Here is a 25,542-nt window from a genome sequence, read left to right as displayed (position 1 = left end):
GTGGCGCCCACTCTAGAAGCCGATCGGGTGAAGCAGCCGTCAAGCACGCCGTGCGCGCCGGACCGGTCAGGTCCTGATCTTCCGCCCGCAGCGACGCGCCGGTCTGCTAGGTTTCATGGAATGCATTCGATCGAAATCGTCCTGGCCATGCTGCTCGCGGTGGCCGCCAGTGGCTTCCTGGTTCGCGTCCTGCCCTTCTCGTTGCCGCTGCCGCTGGTGCAGATCGGCCTGGGCGCGGTCATCTCCAGCTTCAACCGCGGCGTGGCACTGGACCCGAAGCTGTTCTTCCTGCTGTTTCTGCCGCCGCTGCTGTTCTTGGACGGCTGGCGCATCCCCAAGCAGGGTCTGTTCCGCGACAAGGGCGTGATCCTGGAACTGGCGCTGGGCCTGGTGATGTTCACCGTGTTCGGCGCGGGCTTTCTGATTCACTGGATGATCCCGGCCGTACCGCTGCCGGTGGCCTTCGCGCTGGCGGCGATCCTCTCGCCCACCGACCCGATGGCGGTGTCCTCGATCGCCTCGCGCGCGCCCATCCCCAGGCGCCTGATGCATATCCTGGAAGGCGAATCCCTGCTCAACGACGCCTCGGGCCTGGTCTGCTTCCAGTTCGCCGTGGCTGCGGCACTGACCGGGACCTTCTCCATCGCCAATGCCTCGGTGACCTTCCTGTGGCTGGCCCTGGCCGGCGTGGCCTGCGGGGTCGGCGTGACCTATGCGGTCAACATCGTGCAGCGCTGGATCGCGCGCCACTTCGGCGAAGAAGGCGGTTCGCCGATCCTGGTCAGCCTGCTGATCCCGTTCGCGGCCTACCTGCTGGCCGAAGGCGTGCACGCCTCCGGGATCCTGGCCGCGGTCGCGGCCGGCATCACCATGAGCTACTTCGAGCTGTCCGGCCGGGCCGCGGCCAGCGTGCGCATCCAGCGCACGGCGGTGTGGGACATGGTCCAGTTCACCCTCAATGGCATCGTCTTCACCCTGCTCGGCGAGCAGCTGCCCGGCATCGTGCGCAACGCGATGCGCAGCGTCGAATCCGGCCACCTGGACCCATGGTGGCTGGCCGTGTATGTGGCGGCGATCAGCATCGGCCTGATGCTGCTGCGTTTGATCTGGGTGTGGCTGTCGCTGCGCTGGAGCATCCTGGCCGCGCGCGTGCGCGGCCAGCAGCGGGCAAGCCCCCACTGGCGGATCATCGTGGCCACCTCGTTGGCGGGCGTGCGCGGCGCGATCACCCTGGCTGGCGTGCTGACCTTGCCGCTGGCGCTGTCCGATGGCACGCCGTTCCCTGCGCGCGACCTGGCGATCTTCCTGGCCGCGGCGGTGATCATGGTCTTGCTGCTGGTGGCGGCCATCGCGTTGCCGCGCCTGCTCAGGAACCTGCAGGTGCCCGAGGAATCGGATCGGCAGCACCAGGAAGACCTGGCCCGAAAATCCGCCGCGCACGCTGCGCTGGCGGCGGTGGAAGCCGAGCGCCAGCGGCTGGCGGCAAGCGCAGATCTGGTCGAGGATGGCGAACTGCTCACCGCTTGCGCCGAGCGGGTCAGCCAGCTGTACCAGCGCCATGTGGACCGCCTGGGCGGCGAGGCCGACATCGCGCCCGAGCGGGCGCGCCGGATCGAACAGATCGAGCGTCAGATGCGCCTGGCCGGCCTGCGTGCCGAACGCGCCGAACTGTTCCGCCTGGCGCGCGAGCACAAGATCTCCGAGGAGGTCTCGCGCAAGCTGGTGCGCAACCTGGATCTGCTGGAAACGCGCCAGCGCTGAGCCTTGCCCGCGCGCGGCGCACAACGCTGGCGTGTGCGCGCCGCCGCCCTGCCTCAGGCCGCAGGTGCGGTCTTGAAGTACGGCTCGACGCGGCCCTTGATCTTCATCGTCATCGGCTGGCCGCGACGGTCCAGCGACTTGCCGACCTGGACCCGGATCCAGCCTTCGGACACGCTGTATTCCTCCACGTTGTCGCGCTCGGTGCCGTTGAAGCGCACGCCCACCCCGCGCTCCAGCGCGGCCTGGTCATGGAAGCGGCTGCCGGGATCGACGGCCAGGCGGTCGGGAGGGGTATCGCGCATGGTGACGGACCTGCCGGAAAATCGAGGGCGCACAGGATAAGCGGCGTCTGCCCGCGATGCATCCGGCGGCCGCGACGCAATCGGGCTGAACCGGGCCCGGCTCGGCGGCTTTGCAAGCGCGTCGGTGCGGGCCATGCTTGGCGCTCGTGCTGCTGCGCCCGCGTGTCCTTGCCATGTCCCTGCCCGACAACACCGCTGATTACGAAGACGACTTCGACCCGTTCGATCCTGAAGAAACCCAAGCCCCCGAGGTCCTGGCCTGGAACCTGCTGCTGCTGATCAATCCGGGCGATGAGGACAGCGCGCTGCGCCAGTTCGAGCTGTTGCGCGAGCGCCTGGCCGGCGGCGCCGACGCGCCGCTGCCGTGGCTGCTGCGCGACATCGTGGACTGGACCGCCGGATTCTTCGTCGCGCCCGACGACACCCAAGGGCTGACCGAGGCCATCGATGAACTGGCAGCGCGCTTCGGCCTGACCATCGACTGGGGCGGGGACCGCGACGACGAGGGATTCATGGATGACCACGACGTGCCCAGCCTGCTGTCGCTGGCCCACCACCGGCTGCGCGAGCATGGCTACACCCTGTGGTGCTGGAATGCCGATTCGGAAGGTTATGGCGGCTGGATGGCGCTGCGCCGCGACGACGATGGCATGCGCGCACTGGCCCAGGTCCTGCAATTCGAACTGCGCCCGGCCAGCGAGGCCGGCTGAGACCACTGCGGTGTCAGGGCGCCAGGCCGCGGCCCTGGGCCTTGGCCACGGCGATCACCGCGCGCACCCGCAGGCGGTCGCGATGGCGCGAGATCGCCACTGCGCCCAGGAGGATGGCCCGTTCACGACGCTGCGTATCGATGTCGTAGTGCGCGCCGCTGAGCTTGTCCTGGAAGGCGTGCCGCGGCAGCCCCAGGCGGGCGGCGAAGGCGTGCAGTTCATCCAGCGTATCGGCCATCAGGTGGGCCCAGCGCCGGCCGCGCCAGGGCATCACCGCATCGTCAACGTACACGGCCATCGCCGTCGCTCCACTGCACACCCAAGGTGAAGTATCGCCCATGCCCGACGCCGCGCGCAGGCCTTTACATGCTTCGTTCGAACCCTTGACGGTTGGGTAACCGGCAGCTGGCCATGGTGGGATGACAAGCGGCTTCTGCGCCGCGGGAGATCTCCCATGAACGTGCTTCGTTGCCTGGCCATCGCCCTGGGCCTGCTGTGCCCGATCGTCGCCCAAGCCGATGCGCTGCATGACCGTTTTCAGGGCATGGACGCCAACCACGATGGTCGCCTCGACCCGCGCGAGCATGCGGCTGCCGCGCAGGCCATGTTCAAGCAGCTCGACGCCGACCTGGACGGCAGCGTCAGCGTCGATGAGATGCGCCTGGCACGTCAGGCGATGGACGAGCCGGCCAGCCCTGGGCAGGTGCGCCAGGCCATTGCCACGATGGACGACAACGGCGACGGACAAGTCGATGCCGACGAACATCGGGCCATGGCCCAGGCGCGGTTTGCGCGCGCCGATGCCAACCACGACGGCGTTGTGACCGAAGCGGAGATGCGGCAGGCGCCAGGCCCGGCAGCCAGCTGAGCATCGGCCGCGCCAGGGCGCTTTTGCAGCGGCGGCATGCAGGCCGGTGGTGGTCCATCATGGCGGTCCCTTTCCCGCTTCGAGCGGCAGGTTTCCCGGATATGCCTTTCTCACGCCGCCGTGCCGTGCCGGCCTTGCTGCTGGTGCTGGGCACGGCCACCGCTGCGGCGCAGACAGGCTGGCTGGACCAGTTCGGCAAGCTGGATGGCAATGGCGACGGGATCATCGACCTGAACGAGTACCAGGCCGGCGCGCGTGCCGCATTCGCGCCACTGGATAGCGACAGGGACGGCTGGATCACACTGTACGAGATGCGCGCCTCACTGGACCCCAATACCGGCGGCGCTGGCGCCGACGGGCTGGCGCGCACGCGCATGGCAGCGATGGACCTCAACCATGACAACCTGATCAGCGAAGGCGAATACGTCGCCTTCGCCGACCAGTCGATCGAGACTTACGACAAGGACGGCGACGGCCGCCTGACCCGGCAGGATTTCCAGGCGCGCTGAGCGCGATGGTTAAGCGGCCTGGGCCAGCTGTGCCTCGGCGCCGCCTCGGTGCAGCGGGTCGGGCAGGGCCTGGCCGGCTTCGGTGAAGGCCAGCGACACCGAATTCAGGCAGTGGCGCTCGTAGGTCGGCGGCGGGCCGTCAGGGAACACGTGGCCCAGATGGCTGCCGCAGCGGGCGCAGGTGATCTCGGTGCGGACCATGCCGTAGCTGGTGTCGCGGACGGTCCTGATGTGGGCCGGATCGATCGGCTTGAAGAAGCTCGGCCAGCCGGTGCCGGACTCGAACTTGGCGCTGGAGGCGAACAGCGGCAGCCCGCACAGGCGGCAGGTGTAGACGCCCTCCAGCTTGTTGTCCAGGAACGCCCCGCAGAACGGCGCCTCGGTGCCGTGCTGCAGCAGCACGTGGCGCTCCTCGGCACTGAGGCCAGCGATCAGTGCGGCGCGCTGGCTGGCATCGGGGGGCGTAAGGTCGAACTGGCTCATGGCGGCGTCCTGGCAGGTCAGTTGGGATGCACAAAGGATCGGGGCGCGTCAGGCCGGGTTCAACGGTCCGGGCGTGCCCCGGATGCAGGCATTACGGATGGGCGCTGAGTTCGCGCTTGTCGCTGAACTCGCGGTGGATCCACTGGTTGATCATTCTCTTCTCGTAGCGCAACGGATCGTGCTCCATCGGCCGGGCGCCCACCAGGTAGCCCAGGTCGGTCAGCTTGCGCTGGCCCTGGTCTATGACCCGGCCGTCGGCATCGCGCAGGGTGAAGTCGAAGGTCAGCCGCGGCGGGTAGATGTCCTTCATGACCCGGATGTGGTCGGCCGAGGGCCCGTGCCAGGGCTCGTACTCGCCGGCGCGCTGGATGTCGGTGATGTGCACGTCCAGGGTCTGGCCCGGCTGGAGGGCCTTGCTGGCTTCCTTGCGCAGGTACTCGGCCAGGTCACGGACCCAGGTGCCGCGCGCGGCTTCCCACTTGTTGGGGCTGTAGCGGATGTCGGTGAACTGGGCCGGGTCGGCCCAGGACACCGAGACCGGCCCCTGCGCCGGCAGCTCGCGTGGCAGGTCGGGATCGGTGACGCGGGTGGCGGCGGCCATGGCCGGCAGCGTGGCCAGCGCCACGATGGCGGCCAGGGCGAAAGTGGTGAACTTCATGGCGGTTCCCCGTCGTTGAGGAGGATGGCGCCGATGCTACGCCGGCCCCGGTGAACGCCCACTGCCCGCCGCTGCGGCGTTTCAGCGCCATAGCCACGGGCCGGGAAGCGGCCGGTCTGCGCTAGGATGCGGTGTCATCTGTGCAAGCAAACACGTCTTCGATGCGTCCTCTTCCCCACGGCCTTGGTCGTGTCCTGTCGATGATTGCCTGCCTGGGCCTGGCGGCACAGGCAGGCGCCGCACCCAAGGAATCCTCCATGCACCACGCCACCGGCACGTTCGAAGTAAAAATTCAGCCCCAGGGCGAGGTCGGCCCGGCCGGCAGCGATGGCAACAGCCTGGGGCGCATGTCGCTGGACAAGACCTTCAGCGGCGACCTGGTGGGCACCGGCAGTGGCGAAATGCTGGCGGCGCGTTCGTCCGTGCCGAGCTCGGCGGCGTATGTGGCGATCGAGCGGGTGACCGGCGCGCTGGACGGCAAGGCCGGCACTTTCGTGCTGGTCCATCGCGGGGTGATGCACGGCGATACCCAGCAGCTGGAGGTGTTGATCTCGCCCGAATCGGGCACCGGTGCATTGGCCGGCATTGCCGGCAGCCTGAAGATCCGCATCGAAGGCGGCAAGCACTTCTACGACCTGGATTACACGCTGCCCGCCGCGCCGTAAGCGCGCGCCCGACGCGCCTTGCGCCCGTCACGGCCCGTCAACGCCGTGGCTTCGCACACTTTGGGCCTCAAGCGGCGCATCCCGCGCGGCACGTGCCAAGGGACCTGCCATGGCCCGCCCGATCTGGACCGGAACCCTGACCTTCGGCCTGCTCAATGTGCCGGTGTCGCTGATGCCCGGCGAGCGCAAGGTGGACCTGCACTTTCGCATGCTCGACTCGCGCGACAATTCGCCGATCCGCTTTGAGCGGGTCAATGCCGAGACCGGCGAGGAAGTGCCGTGGAAGGACATCGTCAAGGCCTTCGAGTACGACAAGGGCAACTACGTCGTGGTCGACGAAGCGGACATCAAGTCGGCCGCCCCGGACAGCCATGAGTCGGTGGAGGTGGAGACCTTCGTCGATGCCTCCGAGATCGACGTGCGCTACTACGAGAAACCCTACATCCTGGTGCCCGGCAAAAAGGCCGAGAAGGGCTATGTGCTGCTGCGCGAGACCCTGCGCGACACCGGCCGGGTCGGCATCGCCCGGGTGGTGATCCGCACCCGCCAGTACTTGTGCGCGGTGATGCCGCAGGGCGATGCGCTGGTGCTGATGCTGCTGCGCTATCCGCAGGAGTTGGTGGCACCGGACGACTACAAGCTGCCGGCCGGCAACGCCGGCGATTACCGGGTCACGCCCCGGGAGATGGAGATGGCGCGCAAGCTGATCCAGTCCATGAGCGGGACCTGGCAGCCGGAGGAATACCACGACGAGTTTCGCCAGCGCCTGCAGGAGATCATCACCCGGCGGATCAAGGACACCGGCGCCACCGCCACGGTGGACGAGCCAGGCCACGCGCGCCAGGGCGATGCCACCAACGTGGTGGACTTCATGTCGCTGCTGCAGAAATCCCTGGGCGAGAACAGGCGCACCCCGGCCAAGAAGACCGCGACCAGCGCGGTGGTCAAGAAGGCGCCCGCCAGGAAGGCGGCCAAGAAGGCCGCGAGCAAGGCGCCAGCCAAGAAAGCCGCGGCCAAGAAGCGCGCCGGCAGCAAGCCCGCCAGGAAGCCTGCGCTGCGCAAGGCAGGGTGAACCGTGTCGCTGCACGAATACGAGCGCAAGCGCCGCTTCGACCAGACCCCCGAGCCGCGCGGCGGACAGGCCGGCCGTGACGCTCGTCGCCCGATCTTCGTGGTGCAGTTGCACCACGCCTCCTCGCGCCATTACGACTTCCGCCTGGAAGCCGATGGCGTGCTCAAGAGCTGGGCCGTGCCCAAGGGCCCGTCCTTGCGCCCTGGCGAAAAACGCCTGGCGGTGGAAGTGGAAGACCACCCGCTGGACTACGCCAGTTTTGAAGGCGACATCCCGCAGGGCCACTACGGCGCCGGTCACGTGCAGGTGTTCGACCACGGCCACTGGACCTGCGAAGGCGACCCGCTGGAAGCCATCGCCGCCGGCAAGCTGGATTTCATCCTGTTCGGCGAGAAGCTCGGCGGTGCCTGGAAGCTGGTGCGCACCAACCTGCGCGGCAAGCAGCGCCAGTGGCTGCTGATCAAGCGTGACGACGAATTCGCCGCCGACCAGGAAGCAGACGATCTGGTCGCTGCGCCGGCCGCTTCGGCCGCCGCCACGGCGCGTTCGAAGCCTGCGCGCAGCAGGGCCACGACCAGCGAACAGGCCGCACCCGGGACGCCAGCCAGGGCGCCGGCCATGCCGCGCAAGCGTGGCAACAGCGAGGCAGCCTGGAAGCGCCGCGCGCTGGAACTGGACGGGGCCCGCGACACGCCGTATCCGCCCGGCTACCCGCCGCAGCTGTGCAAGCTGCGCGCGCTCGCGCCGGCCGGCGATGACTGGCTGCACGAGATCAAGTGGGACGGCTATCGGCTGCTGGCCGACCTGGTCCAAGGCGAGGTCAGGCTGCGCTCGCGCAACGGCCTGGACTGGAACGCCATGTTCCCGGAAGTGGTCGCCGCGGTGCGCGCGCTGCCGGTGCGCGATGCGCGCCTGGATGGTGAGCTGGTGGTGGTCGATGCTCAGGGCCGCAGTGATTTCTCGGCGCTGCAGCGGACCATCGACGGCACCGCCAAGGCGCAGCTGCGCTACCTGGTGTTCGACCTGCCGGGCGTGGCCGGGGTGGATATCAGCCGCGCGCCGCTGCGGCAACGCAAGGCGCTGCTCAAGACGCTGCTGGGCGATGGGCCCGGCCTGATCGCCTTCAGCGACCACGTGCTGGGCCATGGCCCGGAGGTCTTTGCCACCAGCGCCAGGGCCGGGCTGGAGGGCATCGTCAGCAAGCGTGTGGATTCGGCCTATGCCGGCGGGCGTTCGGAGGCCTGGGTCAAGGTCAAGCACGAGCAGACCGATGAATTCGTGGTGGTCGGCTACACCGCACCCAAGGGCACGCGCAGCGGCTTTGGATCGCTGCTGATGGCGCGCGTGGACAAGGGGGTGCTGGTGTACGCCGGGCGGGTGGGCACCGGCTACGACGATGCCATGCTCAAGTCGCTGCTGGCGCGGCTGCAACCGCTGCACAGCGACCGCGCCCCGGTGGAGCTGCCCGCGCATGTGCCGTTCAAGCCGCGCAGCGTGCATTGGGTCAAGCCGCAGCTGGTGGCCGAAGTGGCCTTCCGCGGCTGGGGCAAGGAGGGCCTGCTGCGCCAGGCCGCATTCAAGCGCTTGCGTGAGGACAAGGACATGGCTGCACTCCAGGCCGATGCCGGCGATGGCGCCGGCACGGTGACCATCACCCATCCCGAGCGGGTGGTGTACCCCGGGGACGGGATCACCAAGGGCCAGGTGGCCGACTACTACCGCCGTGTCGCGCCGCTGCTGCTGCCGGAGCTGGCCGGTCGGCCGCTGTCGCTGCTGCGCTGCCCGAACGGCGCCGGTGGTGAATGCTTCTTCCAGAAGCACTACGCGCCGTCGCTGGGCAAGGCCGTGCACGCGGTGCCGCTGAAGCAAAAAAGTGGCACCGAGGACTACCTGTACGTCGAGGACATCGACGGGGTGCTGGCGCTGGTGCAGATGAATACCCTGGAGCTGCACCCGTGGGGTTCGACCGTGGCTGCGCCGGAAAAGCCGGACCGGCTGGTGTTCGACCTGGATCCAGGCCCGGGCGTGTCCTGGCCGCAGGTCAAGGATGCCGCGCGGCAGGTCCGCGCCAACCTGCGCAAGACCGGGCTGGAGAGCTTTGTGCGCCTGTCCGGCGGCAAGGGCCTGCACGTGGTGGTGCCGATCGACCCGGGCCCCAGCTGGGACACGGTCAAGGAGTTCTGCGAGGCCTTCGCCAATGCTATGGCCCAGCAGCAGCCCGAGCGCTATATCGCCACGATGAGCAAGGCCAAGCGCGAGCAGAAGATCTTCATCGACTGGCTGCGCAACGGCCGCGGCAGCACCAGCGTGTGCAGCTGGTCGCTGCGTGCACGCGAACACGCCACCGTGGCCATGCCGCTGCGCTGGGAAGAGCTGGGCAAGGTCGACTCACCCGACCAGTTCACCCTGGACAAGGCCCTGCAGCGCGCCGCGCGCCTCAAGGGCGACCCGTGGAAGGACATCGCCACGCTCAGCCAGGCGCTGCCGCACGCCTGAGCGCGGCAGACAGCTTGCACCGCAACCCGGCGCCGATCACCGGCAGGCGCCGCCGGCACGGTGCATCCCAGCGGCATGCTTGAGTCGATGGGAGGTGCGCGCTGCAATGGCCATTCCCACCTCTTCCAGGACATCGCCATGCCCCAGCCAGAACCCGCCGTGCACGGCGCCGGCCAGCCGGTGCGGGTGGATTTCGTTTCCGACGTGGTGTGCCCCTGGTGCGCGATCGGCCTGAAGTCGCTGCTGGCGGCGGCCCAGCGCATCGATGGCCTGCAGCTGGAGCTGCATGTCCAGCCGTTCGAACTGGACCCGGAGCTGGCGCCGGGCGGCGAGGACCTGCGCCAGCGGCTGATGCGCAAGTACGGCATGAGCGCGGCCCAGTACGAGGCCAGCGGCCAGGCCATCCGCGAACGCGGCGCCGCGCTGGGTTTCACCTTCGACCTGGACAAGCGCACGCGCAGCTTCAATACCTTCGACGCCCATCGCCTGCTGCACTGGGCCGAGGAACAGGATGCCGGCAGCCAGCTGCGGCTCAAGCTGGCGCTGCTGGAGGCGTATTTCACCCACGGCCTGGATGTGTCCGATCACGCCATCCTGGCGCAGGTCGCCGCCCAGGCCGGCCTGGATGGCGCCCAAGCCCGGGCCGTGCTGGACAGCGACCGCCATGCCGAGGCGGTGCGGCGCGATCAGGCGCGCTGGCGCCAGGCCGGGATCAGCGCGGTGCCATCGGTGGTGTTCAACCAGCAACACCTGGTTCAGGGCGGCCAGCCGGTGGAGACCTTCGAGCAGGCGCTGCGCCAGCTCTCGGGACTGGCCGCCTGAGCGAAGCGGGGCGTTCAGCCGTGGCGGGAGACCAGCACGGCTTCGCGGCCGGCCATGTCCATGATCACCGCGCTGCGGATGCCATGCTGGATATGCAGGTTGGCCGCGATCACCGCGGCGGTGTGCAGCGCTTCGGCGCGGTCGTCGAACCAGAACCGGCCATGCTCGCCTTCGTAGAGTTGCCAGCCGCGCTCGTGTGCGGTCACGGTAAACAGGACCCGTTGCATGCTCGCGTTTCCCCGTGGATGTGGGCCTCCCCCCCGAAGGCAAGCGTGCCTGCGTGCGCGAGCCAAAGCGCTCGGGCGACACCGCGGCGGGCCGTAGGAAAAGTCCGGTTCCGGGGCGGCCCGCCTTGTCCGGGCACCGTCCTCGACGCGGCGTTACATGGCCGGGCGCGAGCATGGCGCCATCCGACTTTCCGCCCGAGAGCAGAGCCCATGAGCAAATACGCCGAGCGCGTCCACACCGACCGCAACAAGATCGCCGAGCTCGAAGCGCTGGTCACCCAGCTTCCCTCCGAGGCCAGGGTCGCGCTGCTGCTGGAAGATGGCCGGCAGCTGCGCGGCACCGTGCCGGTGCAGCCGACCGTTCAGATCTTCCGCGATGCCCAGGAGCAGGAAGGGGTCAATGCGCTCCTGCGCCTGGACGATCTTGCAGATCCCAGCCACCAGCATCATCTGTGGCTGGACCAGGTTCGCAAGGTGACGCCGCTGGGCTCGTTCTGATGCCTGATGCTCGATGCCACTATGGCTCGGCGCTGACAGCCTCGGCCTGGAACCGACGCGCATAGCCGCGCTCCTCGGCGACCCGCGCCACTTCCGCATCGGCCAGGTCCGGCGCTCCGTAGACCGCATAGACCACCTCGCCGTCGTGACGGCCCACCAGATGCAGCTTGTAGCGCGGGCGGCCGGTATGGCCGTTCTCGGGGTAGTGGACCGGCGGCTGCGCGCCATCCAGGTCCATCTCGCTGTTGTCCACGACGCCGCCAACGAACAGGGCACGCAACATGTCGATCTCCGGTGTGGGAAGGCCTGCCTGATCATGGTGACCGCCCTGTTCTCCACGCATGAAGCCGGCCTTGCCCAAACAGAAAGACCGCGTGGACAGGCGCGGGCTTTCGTTGATGCAGTTGGCAGATCGAGCGCGTTATTTCAGCAACGGCGCCAGCGCAGGCCAGACGAAGTCGCGGATCTGCGGCTGCACTTCGGTGGTGGGATGCAGGTTGTCGGCCTGGAAGTTGGCCCGGTCGCCGGCGATGGGCTGCAGGAAGAACGGGACGAACGCGGTGTGGTACTGCCGGGCCAGCGCGCTGTAGAGGCTGGCAAAGCCCTCGGTATAGGTCCGGCCCAGGTTGGGCGGCATCTGCATGCCCAACAGCAGCACCCGGGCGCCGGCGGCCTGCGAGGCGGTGATCATCTTCTCCAGGTTGGCCCGGGTCTGGTCCAGCGGCAGGCCGCGCAGGCCATCGTTGGCGCCCAGTTCGATCACCACCACGGCCGGCTTGAGCCGCTGCAGCTGGGCGCCGATGCGCGAGGCGCCACCGGCGCTGGTCTCGCCGCTGATGCTGGCGTTGACCACTTTCCAGCCGGGTTTTTCGCGGGCGATCCTGGCGGCGGTCAGCGGCACCCAGCCCTCATTCGGGCCCAGCCCGTAGCCGGCCGACAGCGAGTCGCCCATCACCAGCACGGTTTTGGTGGTCGCCGCGGTGGCGGCCCGGGGCGCTGGCTGGGCCAGCAGCGCTTGCATGAATGTCATCACCACCAGCGCCAGCCACCATTGCGCGCGGCGGCGCACGACCGCATAACCTGCCTGCATCTTCTTTCTTCCGGTATCCAAGAACTCCCCCATCATGGCCGACGCTCCCCTGCTGCACGCTGACACGCCCCTCGCTTCCTCCCAGGCCGCACCGGTGCTGCAGGTCGCCTCGCTCGGCAAGCAGGTCACCCTGCCGGGCAGCACCCTGACCATCCTGGACGGGGTGTCCTTCCAGATCGGGCGCGGCGATACGGTGGCCATCGTCGGCGCCTCCGGCTCGGGCAAGAGCACGCTGCTGTCGCTGCTGGCCGGGCTGGACACGCCCAGCAGCGGCACGGTGACCCTGGATGGCCAGGTACTCTCGGCGCTGGACGAAGACGGCCGGGCGCGGGTGCGTGGCGAGAAGGTCGGCTTCGTGTTCCAGAACTTCCAGCTGCTGCCTTCGCTGACCGCGCTGGAAAACGTGATGCTGCCGCTGGAGCTGCGCGGCGACGCCGATCCGCGCGCGCCGGCCGAGAAGATCCTGGCCGATGTCGGCCTGTCCGCGCGCCTGGCCCATTACCCGCGCCAGCTCTCCGGCGGCGAGCAACAGCGCGTGGCCCTGGCCCGTGCGTTCGTGACCCGGCCGGCGCTGCTGTTTGCCGACGAGCCGACCGGCAACCTGGACCAGCGCACCGGCCAGGCCATCGAGGAGCTGTTGTTCGCCCTCAACGCCCAGGCCGGCACCACCCTGGTGCTGGTCACTCACGACGAGGCCCTGGCCGGGCGCTGCACCCGCGTGCTGCGCCTGGACAGCGGCAAGTTGGTGGCCGGCGCATGAACACCCTGGCGCTGGCCTGGCGCCAGTTGCGGCGCGATCTGGCCGCCGGCGAAGTGCGCATCCTGCTGGCCGCGCTGGTGCTGGCGGTGGTGGCGGTGACCTCGGTGGGCCTGGTCACCGACCGCGCCGAGCGCGCCCTGGCGCTGCAGGCCAACCGTCTGCTCGGCGGTGACGTGGTGGTGCGCAGCGATGCGCCGATCGAAGGCGCCATTGCCCAGGCCGCCAAGGCCCCCGGCCTGCGCAGCACCGGCACGATCGAGCTCAACACCATGCTCCGGGTCGGCCAAGGCGAGGATGTGCAGCTGCGCCTGGGCGAGCTGCGCGCGCTGGGCCAGGGGTTTCCGCTGCGCGGCAGCTTCACCGTGATCGATGCCAACACCCCGGACGAACACCCGGCCAGCGGCATTCCCGCAGCGGGCACGCTGTGGATGACCCGGGCCGGCGCCGACACGCTGGGCGCGCGACTGGGCGAGAAGGTCAGCGTCGGCGATGCGACCCTGACCCTGGCCGCCCTGGTCACCCAGGAGCCGGACGCGGCGCTGGATTATTTCGACGTCGCGCCCAAGGTCTTCCTCAACGCCGCCGACCTGCCGGCCACCGGCCTGGTCCAGCTGGGCAGCCGCATCGGCTACCGGCTGGTGGTGGCCGGCGATGCCGGCGCGGTCGAGCGCTTCACCGCCACCGCGCGCCAGGCGCTGCAGCGCGGCCAGCGCCTGGAGACCATCCAGGACGCGCGCCCGGAAGTGCGCTCGGCGCTGGACCGCGCCGGGCGTTTCCTCGGCCTGGCCGCACTGGTCTCGGTGATCCTGGCCGCGGTGGCCGTGGCGATGGCCGCGCGCCGGCACAGCGAACGCCACCTGTCCGGCGTGGCGGTGATGCGCTGCCTGGGCGCCCAGCAGTGGCAGCTGGTGGGCATCCACGTGGGCGAGCTGATCCTGCTGGGCCTGATGGCCTGCACCGTCGGGGTGGCGATCGCCTTCGCGCTGCAGTGGGGGGTGGCCGGGTGGCTGGCCTCGGTGCTCAAGGTCGCCATTCCACCCGCGGGCTGGGGGCCGATCGCGCAAGGCTACGGCGTGGGCCTGATCGTGCTGCTGGCCTTCGGTGCGCCGCCGGTGCTGGCCCTGCGCCGGGTGCCGGCGCTGCGCGTGCTGCGCCGCGACCTGGACCCGACCGAACCTAGCGCCGTGCTGGTCGCGGTGACCGGCTTTGCCGGCCTGGCCGCGCTGTTGTGGTGGAAGGCCGGTTCGCCGGCGCTGGGCTTTGCCATGCTCGGTGGCATCGCGGCCACGCTGCTGGTGCTGGCCGGCCTTGCCTGGCTGCTGATCCTGGCCGTGCGCAGGCTGCGCTCGCGCCTGCGCGGGGCGCTGCGTTACGGGCTGGCCAATGTCAGTCGCCGCGCCGGCACCAGCGTGGCGCAGGTCTCGGCGCTGGGCCTGGGGCTGATGGCGCTGCTGCTGCTGACCTTCGTGCGCACCGACCTGCTGGATCGCTGGCAGCTGTCGCTGCAGGCCGATGCGCCCAACCGCTTCATCATCAACGTGCAGGACGATCAGGTGCAGCCGGTGACCCGGTTCATCGCCGGACAAGGGCTGGACGCACCGGTCCTGTTCCCGATGGTGCGTGGCCGCCTGCTCAGCCTCAACGGCAAGCCGGTCAGCGGCGCCGACTACACCGACGCTGAAGCCCGCCGCTTCGCCGAACGCGAGTTCAACCTCTCCACCACCAGCACCCGGCGCGAAGACAACCAGGTCACCGCCGGCAGGTTCTGGGGCCCGCAGCCCACACCCAGCCCGGAACTGTCAGTGGAAGAAGGCTTCGCCGAACAACTGGGCTGGAAGCTCGGCGACATCGTCGCCTTCGACATCGCCGGGCAAACGCTGAGCGGCAGGATCACCAGCCTGCGCAAGGTGGATTGGGAGAGCTTCAAGCCCAACTTCTTCGTGCTGGTCTCGCCCGGCGTGCTCAAGGACTACCCGGCCAGCCACATCACCGCCGTCCACGTGCCGGCCGACCATCCGCGCTTCACCGCGCAGCTGGTGCAGGCCTTTCCGAACCTGACGGTGATCGACATCGACCAGGTGCTCAAGCAGGTGCGCAGCACCGCCGACCAGGTCAGCACGGTGGTGCAGGTGGTGTTCTGGTTTTCGCTGGCCGCCGGCCTGCTGGTGCTGATGGCCGCGGTCAGCGCCAGCCAGGACGAGCGCCTGCTGGAAGGCGGGGTGATGCGCGTGCTCGGCGGCAGCCGGCGCCAGCTGCGCATGGCCCAGGCCTCCGAGTTTGCCGCGATCGGCCTGCTCTCGGGCCTGGTGGCGGCCATTGCCGCCTCGATCCTGTCCGGGGTGGTCGCGGTCAGGGTGTTCGACCTGCCATGGGAACCGAACTGGACCCTGGCCGCAGTCGGCGGCGCGGCCGGCGTGCTGGCGGCATTGGTGGCCGGCCTGTTCGCCACCCGCAAGGTGCTGGATGCACCGCCCTCGGTGACCCTGCGCGAACTGCAGGGCTGAAGCGGCGGGTCAGCGCGGCCCAGGCTTCACCGGCCTGTGATCCCAGCGTTCACACAATCCGCGCACCCACCCATCCGGACCCGCACCCATGACCCAAGACGGCCTGGCCGCCACCCAAGACCCTGCGCCGGCGCGCAGCGAGGGGGCGATGGAGCGGCGCAAGCAGATCATGAAGTTCCTGTTTCGTTACCGGAACTCGGGGGTGTTCTCCGGCCTGGGGCAGGACGCGCTGCGCGAGGAGGCGACCGTCGAGGACGGCACCCCGGCCCAATTCAGCCGTGACCTGGAAGCACTGGGGCCGACCTTCATCAAGCTCGGCCAGATGCTGTCCACCCGCCCGGACATCGTCCCGCCCAGCTACGCCACCGCGCTGGAGCGGATGCAGGAAGAGGTCTCGCCGGTGCCGGTGGAACAGATCCGCCAGGCGCTGGAAGCCGACCTGGGCGTGCGCCTGAGCAAGGTCTTCCAGACCTTCGACCCCGAGCCGCTGGGAACCGCATCGCTGGCCCAGGTGCACCGCGCGGTGCTGCGCGATGGCACGCCGGTGGCGGTCAAGGTGCAGAAGCCCGGGGTGGCCCAGCGGCTGCTGTCGGACCTGGCCATGCTGCGCTCGATCGCCGGGGCCGCCGATCGGCTGACCAAGGTCGGGCGCACCCTGCGCTTCAGCGACTGGCTGGACGAATTCACCCGCACCCTGATGGCCGAGCTGGACTACGTGGCCGAGGCCGAAAACCTGGAGCGCTTCGCCTTGCACCTGGAGGCCTACCCCGAGCTGGTGGTGCCACGCCCGGTGTGGGACCTGACCCGTCGCCGGGTGCTGACCATGGAGCTGATCGAAGGGGTGCGCGTGGACCAGGTGCCGGCGGTGCGCCGGATCGAGCAGCCCATGCTGCCGATGACCTCGGCGCTGCTGCGCGGCTACCTGGATCAGATCTTCATCTTTGGCGAGATCCACGCCGATCCGCATCCGGGCAACCTGCGGGTGACCGCCGACAACCGGCTGGCGATCTTCGACCTGGGGATGGTGGCCAATGTGCCGCCGGGCCAGCGCGAATGCCTGCTCAGGCTGCTGTTTGCGGCCGTGGATGGGCGCGGCGAGGCGGTGGCCCGCGAGATGCTGGCGCTGGGCACGCAGCTGGAGGAGTTCGACGGCGAGCGCTTCAGCCGCGAGACCGGCCAGCTGATCAGCCGCTATTCGGCGCACAGCGGCACCACCTCCGAGGGCCTGGTGGTGCTGGAGCTGGTCCGCACCGCGATGGCCTGCGGCCTGCGCACGCCGCCGGAGCTGTCACTGCTGGGCAAGGCCCTGCTGAACCTGGATACCGTCTGCCGCGCGCTCTCGCCCGAGCTCGATGCCAAGGCCGTGGTCGAAGGCCACCTGCAACACGTGATGCGCGCGCGCCTGCGCCAGTCGCTGTCCTCGCCCAACATGGCCAGCGAGCTGATGGACCTGCAGTCGCTGGCCCGCGAAGGCCCGCGCAAGCTGTCCGACATCCTCAGCCTGCTCTCCGAGAACAAGCTGCAGATCCGCGTTTCCGGGCTGGAGGAATCCCACCTGATGGAAAGCCTGCAGAAGATCGCCAACCGCGGCGCCGCCGGCGTGGTCACCGCCGCCCTGATCCTGGCTTCGGCCCTGATGATGCGCGTGCCCACCGCCAGCACCCTGTTCGGCTATCCCACCGTGGCCATGATCCTGTTGTTCATCGGCGCCATCCTGGGCGCCAGCATCGTCATCAGCGCCTTGCTCGGGGACCGCAAGGTCAAGAGCCGCTGATTCCATCGGATCTGAAGTCACTGCTGGCCCTGCGCATGTTCGCTTCTCGCATGACAGCCAAGCCGTGCGTTTGCCACATCGGCCGCGGCCCACGCAAGAGCCAGCGCGCGAAGCCGACGTAGATGCGCTCATGCTGCTCGAGCACCTGCTGGTTGCCGGGCAATCCATCAAAGGCCCTGAGCGGCGCCTTGACGCGGCTCGGCGCCCGGCCATGCGCGCCCTGACCTGGAGGGTAGAATGCAGCCGTAGCCCACGAGGTTCTTGCCATGACCACGCTCAGCCAGCAGGTGCACCAGATCGCCGAGCAGTTGCCGCCGGAGGCGACGTGGGATGAGGTGCGTTATCAGGTCGAGCTGCGTGCCTCGATCGAGCGGGGTCTGGCCGACGTCAAGGCCGGGCGTGTGGTGCCGGTGGAGGAGTTGCTGGCCGAGTTCGGCATGCTGGAATGAGGGTCGTCTGGTCGGCGGAAGCGACCCGCAGCCTGCGCCAGATCTTCACCTGCATCGCCCAGGACTCGCCGATGGCTGCCCGTACCTTCGACTACGGCAACCGGCTGCGGGACGTACCGGGCAAGGAGTCATATCGCTACGACGCCCAGGGTCGCCGCGTCCTGGGCCAACGCAATGGCGGCCTGATGCTCTCGCAATATTCCAGCGCCGGGCAGCTGATGTACGAAGAACGCAGCGGCAAGGGCAACTTCGAGCACATCTACCTGGGCGGCAGCCTGCTGGCCACGCGCAACAGTGGCGTGATCAAGTACCAACACACCGATGCGCTGGGCAGCCCGGTGGCCGTCACCGACACCGCCGCGCAGGTCATCGAGCGCACCCAGTACGAGCCCTACGGCGCGGCCATCGGCAAGACGGTCGATGGCGTGGGCTACACTGGCCATGTGATGGATGGCCCCACCGGGCTGACGTATATGCAGCAGCGCTATTACGATCCGAGCATTGGAAGGTTCCTTAGCGTTGATCCGGTAACGGCTTACAGCAACCCGGTTGGTGCGTTCAACCGCTACTGGTATGCAAATAACAACCCTTACAAGTTCACCGATCCGGATGGGCGATTCGTTCAAGCTCTTTGGGGTGCGCCCGTTGGTGCCATTGTCGAAATTGCGGCGCAGAAGATTGCCAATCCAGGCCAACCGATTAACTGGAGATCTGTCGGCGTTTCAGCCGCAGTCGGAGCGGTGTCTGGAGGCGTTGCGTCGGTCGCGCGTGTTGCAGCGATCAGAGGCACTGTTACTGTCGGCAAAGCAGTAACAGCAACAAATGCGGCTGTTGGTGCAGCAGGTTCAGCAATGGATAGCGCCGTCAATGGGGAATCCATTAGCGCTGGAAAGATGGCGCTTGCAGCAGCGACCAATGGCGGCCTCAGTCTTGCGGCTGGCCTAGCTGAAGCTAAAGGCGTTCTGGCAGAGAAGATGGCATCTGGCAGCCCGACATCCCCTCAAGGCATTGGCGATCACATTCTCAGGACTACTCAATCTGCAGGTGGGTCAACCGCCAGCACATCAGCCGTTCAAGGTGCAGCTTCGGCTGGTGGCCGTGTTGTTGATATAGCGAAAGAAACAGCAGTGTCTGCTGCGCAGAAGAAGGCGGAAGAGAGGATCAAATGACAAAGAAAAAAGTTCTATCCGCTGAGCTCCCCGCCTTGCTCGTTTCGTCTGGCTTAGGCGCCATCTTTTGGTTCTACCTCGGAATGCAGAAAGGCCTTTTATTGTTCTTAGCAGTTTTTTTGTTATTGCAGCTCTTCGTGCTGCCACCTGTTTTTAGGAAACGCAACTAAAGGGGACGGGGGTAATTAAGCTGACCCATGAAGCACAAGGCCCGCAGCGATGCGGGCCTTGTCGTTGGTGCGCCCGGCACGGGCGCACTCCTGGAGGTGCAAGTCCTCCCGCAAGTTGATCACGACGAGCGAAGCGAAGCGCAACTGCACGAGGGCGACCGAGTGTGGGAAGGAAGCGTGGAGCGCAGCTGCGAGCCGATGAACAAGAACCGGATAGAAGGCGCTGCCGAGCAGGGCGAGCGGGCGAGAAACCGCGAAGCTCTCGTGATCAAGGCGAGGTGGCGTAGATCCGGCGGTTGTGCAGCGAAGGAGTGCGTTCTTACTCGGGGAGATCTCGCCTTGCGCCTGACCAGCCCGAAGGGCGCAGGACAGCCGTCGGCTGGTCCTGAGCGTGGCGAAGGATGCGCGCAGCGCACAAAGGGCGACGGCCATGCCGGAGCGAGAAGTCAGCAGAGGCCGTAGTAGTCCGAGTCGGGGGCTGATGAAGCCGAACCAAAAGGACGAAGGTCCGAACGAGAGTGAGTGACCGAGGACACGTGTGATGTCAAAGGCCATGCGTCAGATGCCGCAGCGATGCGGGCGGGCGGGCGTAGCGCGCGGTGAAGCCGCGCGTGATCCTGTCAGCGACGAAGCCAGCGGCCCGCCGCGTGAGCACCCCCTACGTGTCAACGTGCGACGACTGCCTTTTTCTCGGGATTCAACGCCACTGCGTCGATGGGATCCCAATTTCGGGTTCGACCGCTCCAACCAGGGTTGACCTGGCGGGCCTGCCGGTACAGCGCATGGCGCGCCTGGAGCAGGGCCACATCCTGTCCGGCGTGGCGCTGCTGCGGGCTGACGTCGCCGATGCCGCTGCGGTACTCGACGTTGTACCAATGCACGAAGGCCGCCGCCCACTGGCGTGCACCGTGCAGGTCGGCAAAGCCCTTGGCCGGGAATTCCGGCCGGTACTTACGTGACGGTGCGGGACAGCGACTCGACGAAGGCATTGTCGTCGCTGACCCTGGGCGGTGCGTAGGGAGCCCGTTGACCTCGGCGTCGCTGGCTGGACGGCGAACGCATGATGAATGGCTGGGGTTTTTTTGGCCGCAATGCTGCCGCACAGTAGAATCGCGCGCCTTGATCCTGGTTTTGGTGGCCATCCGGTGGCGAGCTCCGACCTTCCCCTGGAAGCCCTGGTGCATGCGCTGCGCTCCGGCGCCATTGCCGGTGCCGACGGCGATGCCCTGTTCCTGCGTGCGCGCCCCGGGGCGGCCCTGCGCACGCTGCAGGGGCTGAGGCTGCGCTGCGAGCAGAGCTTCCGGCCGGCCTTCGATGCACTGCATCGGCAGGGCTACGAGGTGGAGCTGCAGTGCGATGCCACTGCGCAGTCGCCGCTGGTGCTGGCCCTGCCGCCGCGGCAGAAGGAGGAAACCCGCGCGCTGCTGGCGCGGATGGTGGCGCATTGCGCGCCGGGCGGTCGGATCGTGGCCAGCGTGGCCAATGACGAAGGCGCGCGTTCGGTGGAGAAGGACCTGGCCCAGCTCACCGGCCTGGGCGGCTCGATTGCCAAGCACCACTGCCGGGTGTTCTGGAGTCCGCCGCTGGACGGTCAGCACGATGCGCAGCTGGCCGCGCAGTGGGCGCAGCTGGATCGGGTGCGGCCGATCCTGGATGGGCGCTTCAAGAGCCGCCCCGGGGTGTTTGCCTGGGATCGGGTCGATGCGGCCTCGCAGCTGCTGGTGGGAGCCTTGCCGACCACGCTGCGCGGCGCCGCGGCCGATCTGGGTGCAGGCTGGGGCTTTCTGTCCGATGCACTGCTCAACCGCTGCGCGGGCATCAGCTCGCTGGACCTGTATGAAGCCGAGGCGCGCGCGCTGGAGCTGGCCCGCGAGAACCTGGCCGCGCATGCGCCGCGCGTTGCACTGGCGTTCCACTGGCACGACGTGGTCGCAGGACTGGGCAAGCGCTTTGATGTGATCGTCAGCAACCCACCGTTCCACGCGCTCAGTCGCGGTGAGCGCCCGGACATCGGCCGTCGCTTCATCGAGACTGCCGCCGCCTCGCTCAACCGCAACGGCCAGCTGTGGCTGGTGGCCAACAAGCACCTGCCCTACGAAGCCGCGCTGGACTCGCGCTTTGCCGAAGTGCGCGCGGTGGCCGAAGGCGGCGGCTTCAAGGTGATCGCCGCCACCGGCGCGCGCGCATGAAGATCGTGCGCCACATCGCCAACCTGGGCTATGGCAGCCGCAGGCAGGTGCAGGCGCTGTTCGGCCAGGGCCGGGTCACCGATGCGGCCGGCGCGGTGCTCTACACCGACGACCCGGTCGACCACGATGCGATCCGCATCGACGGCCAGCCGCTGGATCCGGCGCCGGGGCTGTGCGTGCTGCTGCACAAACCGGTCGGCTATACCTGTTCGACCCGGGACAGCGGCCGGCTGGTCTACGACCTGCTGCCGCCACGCTGGCGCCTGCGCGATCCGGTGCTGTCCACCGTCGGGCGGCTGGACCGCGACACCAGCGGCCTGCTGCTGCTGACCGACGATGGTGGCCTGCTGCACCGGATCATCTCGCCCAAGGCGCAGTTGCCCAAGGTCTACGAGGCCACCTTGGCGCAGCCGCTGCGCGGCGACGAGGCGGCAGCCTTCGCCAGCGGCACGCTGCTGCTGGACAACGAAACCAGGCCGCTGCTGCCGGCCGCGCTGGAAGTCATCGAACCGCGCCGGGTGCGTGTGACCCTGCACGAAGGTCGCTACCACCAGGTCCGGCGCATGTTCGCCGCGGTCGGCAACCATGTCAGCGCGTTGCATCGCAGCCGCATCGGCGGGCTGTCGCTGGAGGGGCTGGCCGAAGGCCAATGGCGGGTGCTGGATGCGGGCGGCCTGGCCCGGCTGTTCTCGTCGGACGCGCCATGAGCGATGCGGTGGAAGCGCTGGCGTTCACGCCCGATGCGGTGATCTTCGACATGGACGGGCTGATGCTGGACAGCGAGCGTGCCTCGCTGCGCAGCTGGAGCCGCGCCGCGCGCGAGCTGGGCCTTGAGATCGAGGACGAGCACTGGCTGCGCCTGGTCGGCCACAGCGCGGACGCCTGCCAGGTCATCCTGCGCGAGTGCCTGGCCCCGGCGCAGGTCCAGGCACTGCTGGCGCGCGCCCAGGCGCTTTACTAAGCCGGTCGGAGGGAAAGCCTCATTCAGAGCCACGGACAGGCCCGCCGGCTAGGCGCGCTGGCGCCGGCAGGGCCACCCCCTGTCAAGCCAGCGCAACACCGCCGGCGGGCCTGTCCGTGGCTCCCGCAGGGCGGTCCTGTCGCTGTCCGTGGCGGCGTTGCCGCTCGCTTATGTACGGTCAGTACACTGCGCTCGCGGCGCCTTGCCACGAACAGCGGCAGGACCGCTGAGTGAGGCTTTCCCTCCGACCGGCTTAGTATCACCAGCAAGTGCAGGCCGGCGTGCCGCTGCGGCCGGGCATCGGCGAACTGCTGCAGCTGCTGCAGGCGCATGGCGTCCCGTGTGGCGTGGCCACCTCCACGCATCGGCCGCTGGCCCCGCGCAAGCTGGAAATGGCCGGGCTGCTGGGATACTTCAAGGCGATCACCACCGGCAACGATGTGGCCCATCCCAAGCCGGCACCGGACATCTACCTGCTCGCGGCCCAGCGCATGGGGGTGCCAGCGGCGCGCTGCCTGGCGCTGGAGGATTCGCCGGCCGGCGTGAGCGCCGCGCTGGCTGCCGGCATGACCGTGATCCAGGTGCCGGACCTGGTGGTTCCCGACGAAGGGCTGCGCGCCCGCGGACACCGCATCGTCGCCTCGCTGCACCATGCGCGCGAACTGCTGCAGGCGCGCCTGCGCGCCGGCTGAGCGCGCCGTCTCGGGCAAGGCATGGGCGCCGCTGCGCCAACGCTTCAGACGTATTGCATCTTGCGGGTCATGCCGCCATCGACGATGAATTCCTGGCCGGTGACGAACCCGGACAGCGCCGGCGCCAGCAACTGCACCGCCAGCGCGCCGATATCCTCCGGCGTGCCCACGCGCCCGGCCGGGTGCTGGGCATGGTCGGCCCTGGAAAGCTTCGGCGCGCGCCGTCGCTGTGGCGCGCGCCAGGCATCGGTGGCGATCCAGCCCGGGCTGATGACGTTGACCCGGACCTGTGGGCCTTCGCTCAACGCCAGGGCATGGGTGAAGGCGACCAGCCCACCCTTGGCCGCCGCGTAGGCTTCGCTGTGTGGCTCGGACTGATGGGCGCGGGTCGAGGCAATGTTGACGATCGCCCCACGGTCCTGGCGCAGCGCCGGCAGCGCATGCTTGCTGCACAGGAAGGCGCCGTGCAGGCTGGACAGGCGCGCATTCCACTGTGCCAGGTCCAGGGTATCCAGCGGCGGGACATGCGGGCCCGGCGGCCCGGCGTTGTTGACCAGCCCGTGCAGCTGGCCGAAATGCTTCAGCGCCGCGGCCACGAACGCGGCCACGCTGCGCTCACGGCGCACATCCATGCGCTTGAAGAACGCATCGCCGCCGCGGTTCCACTCCGCAAGGCACGCCCTGCCGGCCTCGGCGTCCAGATCGCCGACGGCCACCTGGCCGCCTGCGCCCAACACCGCCTGGGCGATGCCGCGGCCGATGCCCTGGGCGCCGCCGGTGATCATCACCACCCGGCCCGCCAGCGGTGCGGGGTTCCAGGGGGTGATGGAGGGGATCAGCGGCATGCGCGGCTCCTGGAGGTTGCGGGCCGCAGAGTGTGGCCCGGCGCGCATCCAGATCGCGTGCAGCGTGTGCCTGCAGGACGCTCGGGGCGGGCCGCGTCAGTCCGCCATCAGCCGCCGCCAGCCTTCCACGCCCAGCTTGTCCAGGGTGTCGATGTTGCGCTGGACGATCACATCCGGATCGGGAAAGGCGGCCACCGCGCGTTCCACGCTGTCCTCGCGCAGCAGGTGCAGGGTGGGCCAGGGCGAACGGTTGGTGTAGTTGGAGACATCGTCCGGCGCGGTGCCGGCGAACTGGTAATCCGGATGGAAGCTGGCCACCTGGACGATGCCCTGCAGGTCCAGCGTCTCCACCGCCGCATCGGCGTTGTCCAGGAAGTCGTTGTATTCGATGAAGTCGCCCAGCACCTGCGGATGCACGATCAGGGTGGTGTCCACCACCTCGGCCGGAGTGTCGCGCAGGACCAGCAGCTCCTCGGCCAGCTGTTCCAGCAGCGCCTCGGGGGTGGTCGCATCGCTGAGCACCAGACGCACCTGCTGCTTGAGGTACACCGCCTTGGCGAACGGGCACAGGTTCAGGCCGATCACCGCCCGCTCCAGCCAGCGGCGGGTGTCGGCGATGGGATCGTGCCGCCCATCCCATGGCGCGGCTTCGGTGTCGATGGGGGGCATGGGTGCGGTGTCCTACGGCGTGGTCAGGCGATTGTGGGGGATGTCCAGCCACGGCGGGTTTTCCGCGTACATCTCGCAGATCAGCTGCCGGAGCAGGGCGATCAGCGCCGGGTCCTCGTTGCGGCGGTAGCTCATGACCACCGGCGAGGTGGCCTCCTGGTCATCGATCAGCCGGTAGCGCAGGTCCGAGCGCAGGAACCGGGCCGAAGCCGGGATCAGGCACACGCCGGTTTCGGCCGCGACCAGGCCCAGCGCCGTCTGCAGGTCACGCACCTCCTGTAGCTGCGGCGGGCGTACGCCATGGTGCCCCAGCAGCGAGAGCATCTGGTCGGCGAAGCTCGGCCGCGGCTCACTGGGATAGACCACCAGCTTCTGGCCCTTCAGCGCCGCTGGCTTCAGCGGCGCATCCTCGGCGGCCAGCGCAAAGGCCGGCGGGATCGCCACCACCAGGCGTTCCTCGCGCAGCACCTGGCGCTCCACGCTGGGATCGCTGCTGCGCATGCGGCCAAAGCCGACGTCGATGCGGCCGTTCTTGAGGCCTTCGACCTGGGGGCCGGACATCATCTCCACCAGACGCACGTCGGCATCGGGCCGCGCCTGGCGCAGCCGGCGCACCACGGTGGGCAGGCCCGCGTACAGGGTGGAGGCAACGAAGCCGATGCTGATCACCCGCCGCTGGCCATGGCCGATGCGGCGTGCGGCGTCCTTCATCTGCTCCACGCGTCCGAGCACCTGCTGGGCCTCCTCATAGAACAGGCGCCCGGCGTCGGTAAGCCGGATCGGCCGGCTGCTGCGCACCAGCAGCTGTACGCCAAGTTCTTGCTCCATCTGCTGGATCTGCCGGCTCAGTGGCGGTTGGGCGATGTGCAGCTGCTCGGCGGCACGGGTGAAATTGCGCTCGCGCGCGACGGCGACGAAGTACCTGAGCTGGCGCAGATCCATGAGGCTTAGACCAAAGTCTTAACTATACCGGCGGAACATGGTGCGGTGCATCAAAGCGAGCAATACAAGGCTTTGCGGCGGCAAGAATACCATAAAAGTATTGTTAAAAGACCAAAGACGTGTTGGACTCCATCGCGCATCGGTTCCAAGAATCGGCATCCAGCGCGCCTTTCCTCCGGTCAGCCACCCGGCCCCGACGATCGAACGCGTCGGGGCCGTCTTGCCGCACCTGCGCCAACCCGCACGCCGTCCCCTCG

At 68.7% G+C, this 25,542-nt stretch carries 28 protein-coding genes and 2 pseudogenes; 19 read left to right on the top strand and 11 right to left on the bottom strand.

What is annotated here, in order from left to right:
• Positions 1-120: 120 nt before the first annotated feature.
• Positions 121-1,761 (top strand): Na+/H+ antiporter, encoded by a 1,641-nt coding sequence (locus tag DSC_RS13905; protein WP_014161833.1) that lies wholly within the window; start codon positions 121-123, stop codon positions 1,759-1,761.
• Positions 1,762-1,814: 53 nt separating this feature from the next.
• On the opposite strand, the gene DSC_RS13900 is transcribed toward DSC_RS13905, so the two are convergent.
• Positions 1,815-2,063, bottom strand: coding sequence for a DUF3297 family protein (locus DSC_RS13900; RefSeq protein ID WP_014161832.1), 249 nt, complete (start codon positions 2,061-2,063; stop codon positions 1,815-1,817).
• A gap of 179 nt (positions 2,064-2,242) precedes the next feature.
• On the opposite strand from DSC_RS13900, the gene DSC_RS13895 reads away from it, so the two are divergent.
• The gene (locus tag DSC_RS13895) at positions 2,243-2,773 is read left to right on the top strand and encodes a DUF6630 family protein (RefSeq protein WP_043291430.1); all 531 of its coding nucleotides are present in this window, start codon (positions 2,243-2,245) and stop codon (positions 2,771-2,773) included.
• Between the two features lie 13 nt (positions 2,774-2,786).
• Here the strand turns inward: DSC_RS13895 and DSC_RS13890 are convergent, their stop codons facing one another.
• Positions 2,787-3,071 (bottom strand): DUF4031 domain-containing protein, encoded by a 285-nt coding sequence (locus DSC_RS13890; RefSeq protein ID WP_014161830.1) that lies wholly within the window; start codon positions 3,069-3,071, stop codon positions 2,787-2,789.
• 156 nt (positions 3,072-3,227) lie between these two features.
• Between DSC_RS13890 and DSC_RS15790 the strand changes: the two genes are divergently transcribed.
• Both DSC_RS15790 and DSC_RS13880 read left to right on the top strand, forming a co-directional pair.
• Complete coding sequence (locus DSC_RS15790; protein WP_014161829.1) at positions 3,228-3,641, top strand: EF-hand domain-containing protein; 414 nt, start codon at positions 3,228-3,230, stop codon at positions 3,639-3,641.
• Positions 3,642-3,742: 101 nt separating this feature from the next.
• Complete coding sequence (locus tag DSC_RS13880; RefSeq protein WP_014161828.1) at positions 3,743-4,150, top strand: EF-hand domain-containing protein; 408 nt, start codon at positions 3,743-3,745, stop codon at positions 4,148-4,150.
• 9 nt (positions 4,151-4,159) lie between these two features.
• Here the strand turns inward: DSC_RS13880 and msrB are convergent, their stop codons facing one another.
• A complete protein-coding gene (gene msrB / locus DSC_RS13875) occupies positions 4,160-4,633 on the bottom strand; it encodes a peptide-methionine (R)-S-oxide reductase MsrB (protein WP_014161827.1) in 474 nt (157 codons plus the stop codon).
• 91 nt (positions 4,634-4,724) lie between these two features.
• Entirely contained in the window at positions 4,725-5,291 is a 567-nt protein-coding gene (locus DSC_RS13870) for a DUF3016 domain-containing protein (protein ID WP_014161826.1), read from the bottom strand.
• A 257-nt stretch (positions 5,292-5,548) separates the two neighbouring features.
• Between DSC_RS13870 and DSC_RS13865 the strand changes: the two genes are divergently transcribed.
• From DSC_RS13865 to DSC_RS13850, 4 genes are all read left to right on the top strand, one after another.
• Positions 5,549-5,956 carry a DUF3224 domain-containing protein gene (locus DSC_RS13865; protein WP_043291426.1) on the top strand — a complete coding sequence of 136 codons (408 nt, stop codon included), beginning with the start codon at positions 5,549-5,551 and terminating at the stop codon, positions 5,954-5,956.
• A gap of 109 nt (positions 5,957-6,065) precedes the next feature.
• Positions 6,066-7,028 (top strand): non-homologous end joining protein Ku, encoded by a 963-nt coding sequence (gene ku / locus DSC_RS13860; RefSeq protein ID WP_014161824.1) that lies wholly within the window; start codon positions 6,066-6,068, stop codon positions 7,026-7,028.
• A 3-nt stretch (positions 7,029-7,031) separates the two neighbouring features.
• Entirely contained in the window at positions 7,032-9,524 is a 2,493-nt protein-coding gene (ligD, locus tag DSC_RS13855) for a DNA ligase D (protein ID WP_014161823.1), read from the top strand.
• Positions 9,525-9,662: 138 nt separating this feature from the next.
• On the top strand, positions 9,663-10,346 hold the full coding sequence (locus DSC_RS13850; RefSeq protein WP_043291423.1) for a DsbA family oxidoreductase: 684 nt from the start codon (positions 9,663-9,665) through the stop codon (positions 10,344-10,346).
• A gap of 14 nt (positions 10,347-10,360) precedes the next feature.
• Here the strand turns inward: DSC_RS13850 and DSC_RS13845 are convergent, their stop codons facing one another.
• The gene (locus DSC_RS13845; protein ID WP_014161821.1) at positions 10,361-10,573 is read right to left on the bottom strand and encodes a hypothetical protein; all 213 of its coding nucleotides are present in this window, start codon (positions 10,571-10,573) and stop codon (positions 10,361-10,363) included.
• Positions 10,574-10,783: 210 nt separating this feature from the next.
• Between DSC_RS13845 and DSC_RS13840 the strand changes: the two genes are divergently transcribed.
• Positions 10,784-11,071 carry a DUF3247 family protein gene (locus DSC_RS13840; RefSeq protein ID WP_014161820.1) on the top strand — a complete coding sequence of 96 codons (288 nt, stop codon included), beginning with the start codon at positions 10,784-10,786 and terminating at the stop codon, positions 11,069-11,071.
• Between the two features lie 19 nt (positions 11,072-11,090).
• Here the strand turns inward: DSC_RS13840 and DSC_RS13835 are convergent, their stop codons facing one another.
• Positions 11,091-11,351 (bottom strand): hypothetical protein, encoded by a 261-nt coding sequence (locus DSC_RS13835; RefSeq protein WP_043291420.1) that lies wholly within the window; start codon positions 11,349-11,351, stop codon positions 11,091-11,093.
• 141 nt (positions 11,352-11,492) lie between these two features.
• A complete protein-coding gene (locus DSC_RS13830) occupies positions 11,493-12,161 on the bottom strand; it encodes an arylesterase (RefSeq protein WP_014161818.1) in 669 nt (222 codons plus the stop codon).
• Positions 12,162-12,195: 34 nt separating this feature from the next.
• On the opposite strand from DSC_RS13830, the gene DSC_RS13825 reads away from it, so the two are divergent.
• From DSC_RS13825 to DSC_RS17140, 6 genes are all read left to right on the top strand, one after another.
• Positions 12,196-12,921 carry an ABC transporter ATP-binding protein gene (locus DSC_RS13825; protein ID WP_014161817.1) on the top strand — a complete coding sequence of 242 codons (726 nt, stop codon included), beginning with the start codon at positions 12,196-12,198 and terminating at the stop codon, positions 12,919-12,921.
• Positions 12,918-15,425: an ABC transporter permease gene (locus DSC_RS13820; RefSeq protein ID WP_014161816.1), complete on the top strand. Its 2,508-nt coding sequence runs from the start codon at positions 12,918-12,920 to the stop codon at positions 15,423-15,425. Before DSC_RS13825 ends, DSC_RS13820 begins: the two co-directional genes overlap by 4 nt.
• Before the next feature lie 88 nt (positions 15,426-15,513).
• Positions 15,514-17,199 carry an ABC1 kinase family protein gene (locus DSC_RS13815; protein ID WP_014161815.1) on the top strand — a complete coding sequence of 562 codons (1,686 nt, stop codon included), beginning with the start codon at positions 15,514-15,516 and terminating at the stop codon, positions 17,197-17,199.
• 266 nt (positions 17,200-17,465) lie between these two features.
• Positions 17,466-17,648, top strand: coding sequence for a hypothetical protein (locus tag DSC_RS13810; RefSeq protein ID WP_014161813.1), 183 nt, complete (start codon positions 17,466-17,468; stop codon positions 17,646-17,648).
• A complete protein-coding gene (locus tag DSC_RS16325) occupies positions 17,645-18,817 on the top strand; it encodes an RHS repeat-associated core domain-containing protein (RefSeq protein ID WP_083833569.1) in 1,173 nt (390 codons plus the stop codon). Before DSC_RS13810 ends, DSC_RS16325 begins: the two co-directional genes overlap by 4 nt.
• Before the next feature lie 197 nt (positions 18,818-19,014).
• Positions 19,015-19,449, top strand: a complete 435-nt coding sequence (locus DSC_RS17140) for a hypothetical protein (protein WP_202944893.1) — start codon at positions 19,015-19,017, stop codon at positions 19,447-19,449.
• Between the two features lie 203 nt (positions 19,450-19,652).
• Here DSC_RS17140 and DSC_RS16770 read toward each other — a convergent pair.
• Positions 19,653-20,004 (bottom strand): annotated as a pseudogene (locus DSC_RS16770) (IS3-like element ISAzo10 family transposase); the annotation flags it as partial.
• A 74-nt stretch (positions 20,005-20,078) separates the two neighbouring features.
• On the opposite strand from DSC_RS16770, the gene DSC_RS13795 reads away from it, so the two are divergent.
• From DSC_RS13795 to DSC_RS13780, 4 genes and pseudogenes are all read left to right on the top strand, one after another.
• The gene (locus DSC_RS13795) at positions 20,079-21,176 is read left to right on the top strand and encodes a class I SAM-dependent methyltransferase (RefSeq protein WP_014161809.1); all 1,098 of its coding nucleotides are present in this window, start codon (positions 20,079-20,081) and stop codon (positions 21,174-21,176) included.
• Positions 21,173-21,883, top strand: a complete 711-nt coding sequence (locus DSC_RS13790) for a pseudouridine synthase (protein WP_014161808.1) — start codon at positions 21,173-21,175, stop codon at positions 21,881-21,883. Before DSC_RS13795 ends, DSC_RS13790 begins: the two co-directional genes overlap by 4 nt.
• Positions 21,880-22,137 (top strand): HAD hydrolase-like protein, encoded by a 258-nt coding sequence (locus DSC_RS13785; RefSeq protein ID WP_014161807.1) that lies wholly within the window; start codon positions 21,880-21,882, stop codon positions 22,135-22,137. The genes DSC_RS13790 and DSC_RS13785 overlap by 4 nt, the downstream gene beginning before the upstream one ends.
• Before the next feature lie 257 nt (positions 22,138-22,394).
• Positions 22,395-22,829: pseudogene (locus DSC_RS13780) on the top strand (HAD family hydrolase); the annotation flags it as partial.
• Positions 22,830-22,873: 44 nt separating this feature from the next.
• Here DSC_RS13780 and DSC_RS13775 read toward each other — a convergent pair.
• The 3 genes from DSC_RS13775 to DSC_RS13765 form a co-directional block, all read right to left on the bottom strand.
• On the bottom strand, positions 22,874-23,674 hold the full coding sequence (locus DSC_RS13775; protein ID WP_014161805.1) for an SDR family oxidoreductase: 801 nt from the start codon (positions 23,672-23,674) through the stop codon (positions 22,874-22,876).
• A 96-nt stretch (positions 23,675-23,770) separates the two neighbouring features.
• Positions 23,771-24,343 (bottom strand): DUF1415 domain-containing protein, encoded by a 573-nt coding sequence (locus tag DSC_RS13770; protein WP_014161804.1) that lies wholly within the window; start codon positions 24,341-24,343, stop codon positions 23,771-23,773.
• A gap of 12 nt (positions 24,344-24,355) precedes the next feature.
• On the bottom strand, positions 24,356-25,285 hold the full coding sequence (locus tag DSC_RS13765) for a LysR family transcriptional regulator (RefSeq protein ID WP_014161803.1): 930 nt from the start codon (positions 25,283-25,285) through the stop codon (positions 24,356-24,358).
• Between the last annotated feature and the right edge of the window lie 257 nt (positions 25,286-25,542).

The sequence above is a fragment of the Pseudoxanthomonas spadix BD-a59 genome, from assembly GCF_000233915.3.
In the GTDB taxonomy this organism is placed as follows: Bacteria; Pseudomonadota; Gammaproteobacteria; order Xanthomonadales; family Xanthomonadaceae; genus Pseudoxanthomonas_A; species Pseudoxanthomonas_A spadix.
This window is presented reverse-complemented; position numbering and strand designations above follow the sequence as displayed.

Bases quoted from the DNA above. Each gene is read 5' to 3' on its own strand.
- DSC_RS13905 (WP_014161833.1), top strand. From the start codon at position 121: ATGCATTCGATCGAAATCGTCCTGGCCATGCTGCTCGCGGTGGCCGCC.
- DSC_RS13900 (WP_014161832.1), bottom strand. From the start codon at position 2,063: ATGCGCGATACCCCTCCCGACCGCCTGGCCGTCGATCCCGGCAGCCGC.
- DSC_RS13890 (WP_014161830.1), bottom strand. From the start codon at position 3,071: ATGGCCGTGTACGTTGACGATGCGGTGATGCCCTGGCGCGGCCGGCGC.
- DSC_RS15790 (WP_014161829.1), top strand. From the start codon at position 3,228: ATGAACGTGCTTCGTTGCCTGGCCATCGCCCTGGGCCTGCTGTGCCCG.
- DSC_RS13880 (WP_014161828.1), top strand. From the start codon at position 3,743: ATGCCTTTCTCACGCCGCCGTGCCGTGCCGGCCTTGCTGCTGGTGCTG.
- msrB (WP_014161827.1), bottom strand. From the start codon at position 4,633: ATGAGCCAGTTCGACCTTACGCCCCCCGATGCCAGCCAGCGCGCCGCA.
- DSC_RS13870 (WP_014161826.1), bottom strand. From the start codon at position 5,291: ATGAAGTTCACCACTTTCGCCCTGGCCGCCATCGTGGCGCTGGCCACG.
- DSC_RS13865 (WP_043291426.1), top strand. From the start codon at position 5,549: ATGCACCACGCCACCGGCACGTTCGAAGTAAAAATTCAGCCCCAGGGC.
- ku (WP_014161824.1), top strand. From the start codon at position 6,066: ATGGCCCGCCCGATCTGGACCGGAACCCTGACCTTCGGCCTGCTCAAT.
- DSC_RS13850 (WP_043291423.1), top strand. From the start codon at position 9,663: ATGCCCCAGCCAGAACCCGCCGTGCACGGCGCCGGCCAGCCGGTGCGG.
- DSC_RS13845 (WP_014161821.1), bottom strand. From the start codon at position 10,573: ATGCAACGGGTCCTGTTTACCGTGACCGCACACGAGCGCGGCTGGCAA.
- DSC_RS13840 (WP_014161820.1), top strand. From the start codon at position 10,784: ATGAGCAAATACGCCGAGCGCGTCCACACCGACCGCAACAAGATCGCC.
- DSC_RS13830 (WP_014161818.1), bottom strand. From the start codon at position 12,161: ATGCAGGCAGGTTATGCGGTCGTGCGCCGCCGCGCGCAATGGTGGCTG.
- DSC_RS13825 (WP_014161817.1), top strand. From the start codon at position 12,196: ATGGCCGACGCTCCCCTGCTGCACGCTGACACGCCCCTCGCTTCCTCC.
- DSC_RS13820 (WP_014161816.1), top strand. From the start codon at position 12,918: ATGAACACCCTGGCGCTGGCCTGGCGCCAGTTGCGGCGCGATCTGGCC.
- DSC_RS13815 (WP_014161815.1), top strand. From the start codon at position 15,514: ATGACCCAAGACGGCCTGGCCGCCACCCAAGACCCTGCGCCGGCGCGC.
- DSC_RS13810 (WP_014161813.1), top strand. From the start codon at position 17,466: ATGACCACGCTCAGCCAGCAGGTGCACCAGATCGCCGAGCAGTTGCCG.
- DSC_RS16325 (WP_083833569.1), top strand. From the start codon at position 17,645: ATGAGGGTCGTCTGGTCGGCGGAAGCGACCCGCAGCCTGCGCCAGATC.
- DSC_RS17140 (WP_202944893.1), top strand. From the start codon at position 19,015: ATGAAGCACAAGGCCCGCAGCGATGCGGGCCTTGTCGTTGGTGCGCCC.
- DSC_RS13795 (WP_014161809.1), top strand. From the start codon at position 20,079: ATGCTGCCGCACAGTAGAATCGCGCGCCTTGATCCTGGTTTTGGTGGC.
- DSC_RS13790 (WP_014161808.1), top strand. From the start codon at position 21,173: ATGAAGATCGTGCGCCACATCGCCAACCTGGGCTATGGCAGCCGCAGG.
- DSC_RS13785 (WP_014161807.1), top strand. From the start codon at position 21,880: ATGAGCGATGCGGTGGAAGCGCTGGCGTTCACGCCCGATGCGGTGATC.
- DSC_RS13775 (WP_014161805.1), bottom strand. From the start codon at position 23,674: ATGCCGCTGATCCCCTCCATCACCCCCTGGAACCCCGCACCGCTGGCG.
- DSC_RS13770 (WP_014161804.1), bottom strand. From the start codon at position 24,343: ATGCCCCCCATCGACACCGAAGCCGCGCCATGGGATGGGCGGCACGAT.
- DSC_RS13765 (WP_014161803.1), bottom strand. From the start codon at position 25,285: ATGGATCTGCGCCAGCTCAGGTACTTCGTCGCCGTCGCGCGCGAGCGC.